At 74.3% G+C, this 7179-nt stretch carries 9 protein-coding genes; 3 read left to right on the forward strand and 6 right to left on the reverse strand.

Going from position 1 to position 7179, the window contains the following annotated elements; all coding sequences use genetic code 11:
* Window positions 1-91: 91 nt before the first annotated feature.
* Window positions 92-1132: a suppressor of fused domain protein gene (locus AB0J67_RS37980; RefSeq protein ID WP_363490135.1), complete on the reverse strand. Its 1041-nt coding sequence runs from the start codon at window positions 1130-1132 to the stop codon at window positions 92-94.
* A gap of 118 nt (window positions 1133-1250) precedes the next feature.
* Between AB0J67_RS37980 and AB0J67_RS37985 the strand changes: the two genes are divergently transcribed.
* Window positions 1251-1592, forward strand: a complete 342-nt coding sequence (locus tag AB0J67_RS37985; RefSeq protein ID WP_363490137.1) for a metalloregulator ArsR/SmtB family transcription factor — start codon at window positions 1251-1253, stop codon at window positions 1590-1592.
* A gap of 1 nt (window position 1593) precedes the next feature.
* Complete coding sequence (locus AB0J67_RS37990; protein WP_363490139.1) at window positions 1594-2070, forward strand: SRPBCC family protein; 477 nt, start codon at window positions 1594-1596, stop codon at window positions 2068-2070.
* A gap of 96 nt (window positions 2071-2166) precedes the next feature.
* Here AB0J67_RS37990 and AB0J67_RS37995 read toward each other — a convergent pair whose 3' ends face one another.
* Both AB0J67_RS37995 and AB0J67_RS38000 read right to left on the reverse strand, forming a co-directional pair.
* Window positions 2167-2553 (reverse strand): PPOX class F420-dependent oxidoreductase, encoded by a 387-nt coding sequence (locus AB0J67_RS37995; RefSeq protein ID WP_363490141.1) that lies wholly within the window; start codon window positions 2551-2553, stop codon window positions 2167-2169.
* Between the two features lie 36 nt (window positions 2554-2589).
* Entirely contained in the window at window positions 2590-4056 is a 1467-nt protein-coding gene (locus AB0J67_RS38000) for a hypothetical protein (RefSeq protein ID WP_363490143.1), read from the reverse strand.
* 264 nt (window positions 4057-4320) lie between these two features.
* Here AB0J67_RS38000 and AB0J67_RS38005 point away from each other — a divergent pair, with 264 nt between their 5' ends.
* A complete protein-coding gene (locus AB0J67_RS38005; RefSeq protein ID WP_363490145.1) occupies window positions 4321-5025 on the forward strand; it encodes a GNAT family N-acetyltransferase in 705 nt (234 codons plus the stop codon).
* Here AB0J67_RS38005 and AB0J67_RS38010 read toward each other — a convergent pair.
* From AB0J67_RS38010 to AB0J67_RS38020, 3 genes are read right to left on the reverse strand one after another with little or no spacing between them, the layout of a single operon-like run.
* Complete coding sequence (locus tag AB0J67_RS38010) at window positions 4991-5563, reverse strand: adenylate kinase (RefSeq protein WP_363490147.1); 573 nt, start codon at window positions 5561-5563, stop codon at window positions 4991-4993. The two genes, AB0J67_RS38005 and AB0J67_RS38010, sit on opposite strands and share 35 nt — an antisense overlap.
* Before the next feature lie 41 nt (window positions 5564-5604).
* Window positions 5605-6276, reverse strand: coding sequence for a hypothetical protein (locus AB0J67_RS38015; RefSeq protein ID WP_363490149.1), 672 nt, complete (start codon window positions 6274-6276; stop codon window positions 5605-5607).
* Between the two features lie 41 nt (window positions 6277-6317).
* The gene (locus AB0J67_RS38020; RefSeq protein ID WP_363490151.1) at window positions 6318-6932 is read right to left on the reverse strand and encodes a hypothetical protein; all 615 of its coding nucleotides are present in this window, start codon (window positions 6930-6932) and stop codon (window positions 6318-6320) included.
* Between the last annotated feature and the right edge of the window lie 247 nt (window positions 6933-7179).

Consider the following 7179-nt stretch of genomic DNA (forward strand, 5'->3'; position numbering starts at 1 on the left):
AGGGCACCTTCTTATACGCGTAGCGTTAAGAAGGTGCCCTTCCTTTACGGCCCGCCGTCGGCTACCCGTCAGGGGTGGGGGCGGCCTGGTGTCAGCCGATCTCGGCGACCACGTTGCCGTCGGTGTCGCGGATCTGCGACCGCATGATCTGCACGGCCAGCGCCGGGGCCGTGGCGAGCGGGTAGGTGCCCGCGACCGGCCGCAGCACGTCCGCCAGCTCCGCGGCCAGGGCGGCGGGCAGCCGCACCTCCAGCGTGCCGTCGTCGAGGCCGGCCGTGGCGAAGGCGTCGGCCGGACGGAAGATCACGGTGCCGTCGGGTCCCCCGACGATCAGGTCGCGGCCGTGCGCGAGCCGGGCGGTGAGCACCCGGCCGAGCCGCGGCGCCGCGTTCGCGCCGAACCGCAGCGTGGTGGTGGCGCCGTCGGCCCGCCAGCCCGCGTCCGCCACGAACAGGGCGCCGGTGGACGACCCCTCCCGGCGGGAGCCCTCCGCGATCGCCGCGGCGACCTCGGGGTCGCCGGTGAGGTCGGCCCGGTCGAGGTCGGTCACGAGCAGCGGCAGCCGCCCGCGCAGGACGCCGAGCAGCCGCTCCGTGTCCCACCGCTCGACAGCCTCGTACTCCTCCAGGGTCAGGCCGACGACCTGCAGGAACCGCACCCGGCCGTGGGGCGTGTCGATGACGCCGAGTTCGGGGTCGTCGGCGAACGCCACCGCGCGGATCGCGGTGTCGGGCCGGGCCAGCGAGATCGGCCCGTTGAGGTTCATGTGGTGGCCGGGCCCGAAGGGGTTGCCCGAGGCGAAGACGTACCGGGCGAGGTTCTGCAGCAGGCTGGCCGCCCACACCGGAGGCTCGTCGTCGCCGGGCGCCGCGGCGACCCGGATGGTGAACTCGAAGCCCCAGCCGGACTCGGCCGGGTCCTCCCACTCCTTGGTGTACAGCTCGGACATGCCGTAGCCGATCAGGTGCCAGTGGTCCTCGCGCCGGTAGAGGCTGATGCCGTCCAGCGGGTCCGGGCCGCCGAGCATGAACTTGATCAGCGTGCCGTAGTGCAGCGGCTCGACGCCGGGATAGACGCGGGCGAGCGCGGCGTCGATGGCGTCCCAGCCGGGAGTGGTGTCGTCGTCGGTCATGGGCGGCCAATCTACGGGCATCGGGCCACGTTCCGGGGTATGGGTTGCATGCGACCATCACGACGTGCATACTCAACTTGTCGGTTGATTAACCGATCGGTTGAATAGAGAGGCGGTCATGGACCGACTGAGCCTGGTCTTCGCGGCGCTGGCCGACCCGACCCGCAGGGCGATCCTGGCCCGGCTCGCGGACGGCGAGGCGACCGTGAACCAGCTCGCCGAGCCGTTCCCGATCAGCCTCCAGGCCGTCTCCAAACACCTGAAGGTGCTGGAGCAGGCCGGACTGATCACCCGTGGCCGGGACGCCCAGTGGCGGCCCTGCCGGCTGGAGGCGGCCCCGCTGCGCGACATCGCCGACTGGGCCGAGCAGTACCGGCGCTTCTGGGACGAACGCTACGACCGGCTTGACGACTACCTGCGGACCCTGCAGAGCGCGGGTCCCGACACCGAGGAGAAGTGAGATGGGCGAGACCAAGACCCTGGACGTGAAGCTGCGGGGCGACCTCGAGATCGTGATGACGCGCAGCTTCGACGCGCCGCTGGAGCTGGTCTGGGAGGTGCACACCAAGGCCGAGCACCTGAAGAAGTGGTGGGCCCGCGGCCACGAGTGCGAGGTGTCCGAGTACGACTTCCGCCCCGGCGGCAAGTGGCGCTTCGTCGAGCGCGGCGACAACGGCGAGGAGTGGGCCTTCCGCGGCGAGATCCGCGAGATCGTGCCGCTGGAGATGATCGTGCAGACGTTCGAGTGGGAGGGCCTGCCGGGCCACATCTCCGTCGAGCGGCTGGTCTTCGAGCACAAGGACGGCAAGACCACGCTGACCGGCACCTCGACGTTCGCCAACAAGGAGGACCGCGACGGCATGGTCGCCTCCGGCATGGAGGGCGGCGCCAACGAGTCCTACCAGGCGCTGGACGCGTACCTCAAGACGCTGGTCTGACCGGCGCGGCGGCCCCGCCGGCGGCATCCGCCGGCGGGGCCGCGCCGTGTCCGCCCGGCGCCGTATCTGCTGTGGCGTCGCCGCGGTGGGCGGGCGTCAGGGTCGCGGGGTCACCCGGAGCACGACGCGCTCGCGCGGGCCGCGCACCAGCAGCCGTTCCAGCAGCATCACCACGCGGTACTCGATGCCGTACTTGCGCCGGATCAGTGCGGTCGGCGCGTCCCCGCCGGCCCCGGCGACGATCTCGGCCGTGCCCGTGGCGGTCGGGGCGCCCGGTCGCACCCGCCCCCGCCGGTCGCACGGGCGCAGCTCCACCCGCGGGTCGCGGCGCAGCCGCTTCACCTTCCCGCTGCCCGCGGGCGTGGTCACCACCAGCGCGCCGCCGTCGCGGGCCACCCACACCGGCGTCGCCACCGGCGTGCCCGACCGGCGGAACGTGGTGAGCGAGACGAACCGCTCACCACCCAGCGCCAGCAGATCCACCCCATGAACATATCGGGAAAAGCGGCATCAACCTGGTCAGTTCCGCGCGCCGCCGAAGCCGAGCAGGGCGGCCAGGCCCAGGGCACTGCGCGGGGCGTACGGCATCCGCCACAGCCCGCCATGCGCGGCCCCCGTCGCCTCCTCCTGCCACAGGTGCTCGCGCACCGGCGGGGGATTGCGCAGGTCGTGCACGAGCAGCGCGGCCATCAGCGTGTTGCTCGTGGCCGGCTCGAACACCTCCACCCCGAACGCCGGCGCGCCCGCGTACGCCGCGGCCAGCACCCGGTTCTTCACCACCGAGCGGGTACGCGTCGGCGGCGCCACCTTGAAGCTGACCGTCGCGCCCTGCTCGCGGGCCACCGCCGCGCGCCACCGCTGCAACCGCTTGGCCAGCGCGTAGTTCGGGCCCTGCTGGGCGACCAGGCTGTCGCACACGCCCGGGTCGGCGTCCGGCGGGTAGTTGCGCCGCAGCAGCCGCCCCGCCGACACCATGCGCAGCGGGCCGCGCAGCGTACGCAGCAGCGACGACTGCCGGTACTTCGCGTCGGCCTGCGCCACCGCCTCGGCGGGCGCCGCGAACACGTCGGTCGGCGTGGCCAGGAACGCCAGCGCCGTGTCGGCCCGCGCGGCGCGCAGCCGCTCGGTCAGCGCGTCCACCGCCGTGCACACCCGCGTGTTGGTCGCCCCGTCGGCGTACACGTAGTTGCCGACCACCAGGCGGCCCTCGACCCCGAGCAGCCACTGCGCGACCACGGGCAGCTCGTGCAGCAGGTCGGCCCCGGCCACCTCGGCCAGGTCGGCACGGTCCTTCTTCCCCGCGGGCACGGGCACGTGCAGCCGCCCGCCGTAGCGGCCCGCCGTCTGCAGCAGGTTGCGCCACAGCCCCGGCCGCGGCAGGTCGACCGCGACCACGTCACCGCCCCAGCGCAGCAGCGAGTGCACCGGGCCCATCTCCGCGCCCGCGCCCAAGGCCACCACGCGCAGGTCGGACAGGTCGAGCCAGTCCGGATGGGACGCCACCGCGCGCACCGCCTCGGCGCAGCTCGGCTCGATCACGCCCGCCGCGACCCACGCGTCGAGCTGCCGGGCCAGCGTGTCGCCGCGCAGCCGCTCGCCGCGGTACGGCAGGGACAGCTCGCGCTCGACCTCGCCGTCACCGGCGACCGGCACCGTGTCCAGCCGCTCGCCCAGCGCGGGTTCGCGGGCGAACGCCTCGCGCAGGCCGACCTCGCCGTCGGCGTACACCACCCGCATCCGGTCGTGCAGGGACGCCAGGCCCGCGGCGGCGCTGCGGCGCGCGGCCCCGCCGTCGGACAGACCGGCCTCCACCAGCCGCCGGAAGTGCACCAGGTAGTCCGAGCGCCAGTTGGTCTCGTGCTCGGCCGCCCGCGCGCCGATCGGGTCGACCGCGCGCAGGGCGTCGGCGACCACCGCCCGCCCGAGCGCGGACGTGCTGCGGTCGGTGCCGCCGCTGACGGGGAAGACGACCCCGGACGATGCCATCGCTGAACCCTCCTTCGCCGGTCGCGGCGGGTGGGACCGCGCCGTGCGCCGCGGACACTATCGCCCCACCCCCGGCGCGGCAACGCCACCACCCCGCAGCGGCCGGCCCGGCCTGAATGATCGCTGACTCCGGTCGGCAACCGCGGCCTGGCCGCACTTGTCGACCGGCATCAGCGATCACCGCCGCCCCACCGTCCGCACCACCGCCCATCCCGGATCGGCGCCTACCATGGTCGGGATGCGGCCGGGACGGGGGAGACGAAGATGACGAGCAGCGGTGTGCACGCCGTCGAGGCCGGGGTCCTCGACGACCCGGCGGGCTCGGCGCTGGCCGGACCGCACGCGGGTTTCGCGCACAGGCGTGGCCGGGCCGTCTGCTACGACCCGGACGTGTCGCTGTTCGCCGCGCTGCCGCCGGGCGCGGACGCGCCGGACTGGGCCGACCTCGCGGCCCTGCTCGGCCCCGGCGGGCGGGCGGTGGTGATCGGCGACTTCCCGGTGCCCGAGGGCTGGCGGACGACCTGGCGTGACGACGTCGTCCAGCTCGTCGACGCCGGGCTGGTGCCCGCGGACGAGCCCGAGGCCGTGCGCCTGGGCGCCGCCGACGTGCCGGAGATGCTCGACCTGGTCGCCCGCACCCGGCCCGGCCCGTTCCTGCCCCGCACCATCGAGATGGGCACCTACCTGGGCGTACGCCGACAGGGCAGGCTGGTGGCGATGGCCGGGGAACGCATGCACCCGCCGGGGTTCACCGAGATCAGCGCCGTGTGCACCGACCCGGAGCACCGCGGCCAGGGCCTGGCCACGCGGCTCGTCCGCGCCGTCGCGACCGGGGTCCGCCGGCGCGGCGAGACGCCGTACCTGCACGCGGCCAGCGACAACACCGGCGCCATCCGGCTCTACGAGGCGATGGGCTTCGCGGTGCGCCGCACCATCAACTTCTCCGCCGTCGAGCTGACGGCGGGCTGACCGGCCGCAGCCCGCAGACCCAGGCGTCGAGCTCTTCCGGGGTGCGGAACAGTAGCACGCGCGGGCCGGGCGAGGTGGCCGCCCACTGCCGCATCCGGCGGCGTTTGCGGCCGAACGAGCCGAAGTGCCACAGGATGATCGACTCCGAGGAGAGCACGCTGCCCAGCGTCTCCCGGTTGCCGTTGCAGATGGTCTCGCCGGTGGACACCAGCCGGGCGGTGCGGCGCAGCAGCCGCCGCAGGGTGAGCGACCTGGAGAAGTCGAGTGCGATGACGAGGTCCGCCGAGGCCAGCGGGATGTCGAGCCAGTCGCGGTAGGCGCCGTCGAGGATCCAGGACCGCCGGCGGCAGAGCTCGGCGATCCGCTCCCGCTGGACCGGCATCGGGACCTCGCGCCAGCCCGGCTCCCAGGTGAGATCGTCGACCGGCCGCCACGCGATCCCGAGCAGCTCCGACAGCCGCCGGGCGAGGGTCGTCTTGCCGGAGCCGTACACCCCGTAGATCAGGATCTTCGAGGGGAGCGGTGCAGCGGGGGTCACGCGCCGAGCCTAGCGAGCCCGCGCACCACCGCCGCGGCGCGTCAGCCGGCGCGCAGCCGCTCGGGCAGCCCGTCGACGTCGGCGTAGAGGTACGCGGTCTGGTACGCGGGGTTGCCGAAGAACCGGGCCTCGCCGCGGTAGATCGCGAGCAGCATGTCGTCGCCGTACCACCAGCCGTCGGTCACGCCGTCGACCTCGCGCACGGGGCGCAGGCGGTAGCGCTCGGGCAGCCCGTCGATCCGGGGGCCGGTGGCCAGGCGCACCTCGGCGGGCAGCGCGGCGGCGAAGTGGGCCAGCGCGGCGGCCTCCACCCAGCCCGCGACGGAGCCGTGCAGCGGCACCCAGGTCTTGTCCCCGACGATGCCGAACCGGCCCGCGCCGTCGACCATGAACGCGTACGCCATGGAGCAACGCTGCTCGCCGGCGGTGAAGCAGGAGCCGCGCCCCTCCTCGTCGGTGAGGTCGTCGGCGTCGAGGACCCGTGGGCCGCCCTCGTACTCGCGGGTCGGCGGCAGTTCCAGCCCGCCCCAGCGCATCTGGTACTCCGCCAGGTGCTCGATGGCCGCGTCGGAGCGGCCGTGCCGGTGCCAGTGTCGGCGGTGCTGGTCGGCGGTCCACACCGGATGCCGCCTGCCGAAAGCGGCCAGGTATGCCCGAGCCCGCGGGCTGAGCCTGCCCGGGGCGTCCAGGATGTGCCTCACCCTGCGCGCCACCGGGACAGGCTACCGCTCGTCGCCCGGATCGGCGGACCGTGTCAGGCCGCGGTGCGGACCGTGAAGTAGCACCAGGGGGTCCACGCCGACACCTCGGCGCCCTCCTCGGCGCGCACCCGCCAGCGGTACTCCCCGTCCGTCAGGACGCCGGCCGGCACCCCGTAGGCAAGGACGTAGTCGCTGAAACGCGGGGCCAGTACGTTCGTGAACGCCGGCCCGTCCGGCAGGGCGATCTCGAACCTGCCCAGCAGGTTCGGGTAAGGCTTCGACGGGCCGGGGTGGCTGCCGTCCGCCTCCGTCGGCGATGCGGCGAGCGTCGGCGTGGAGCTCGTCGACACCGGGTGCCCGCCCGAGCAGAACTGGAATCCGTCGTAGGGGAAGGACGACAGGCGCAGGGTGTCCGGCACCCCGGGCAGCGACGCGGCGGGACTCGGGCTCACCGTCGGCGAGGGCGTCGGGGCGGGACTCGGGCCGGCGGTCGGCGACGCCGTCGGGACGGGAGTGGGACCGGTCGTCGGTGACGTGGTGGGGCGCGGCCGCGGCCGGTGCGCCGGCCCGCCGTACGCGGTGGACACGACGGTGAGCCCGAGCGCGAGCGGCAGGCAGAGCACCGCTGTCCGCCGGGCCCACGTCGAGGGCGAGGTGTGCGATGACATGACAGTCCCCGTTTCGAAAGAGCTTCGTTGGCGAGCCTTGCCGGCTCCCGGGGACAGTCCACAGTAGAGATGCATCCGGCGTCAGCACCGGTGCCGGTCGCGTAAGCGATCCTTAAGAAAGTCGCGCTCCCGCACCGCCGCATGCGGCACGAGCCCGGCGGAGGTCCACCGCGCTCAGACGGCGCACCCGGTGCCGGGAGCGAGCCTGATCATGAGCGTCGCGAGCAGCGGCACCTCCTGGTGGCGC

Origin of the sequence: Catellatospora sp. NPDC049609 (assembly GCF_040675365.1) — a bacterium.
Taxonomy (GTDB): Bacteria; Actinomycetota; Actinomycetes; order Mycobacteriales; family Micromonosporaceae; genus Catellatospora.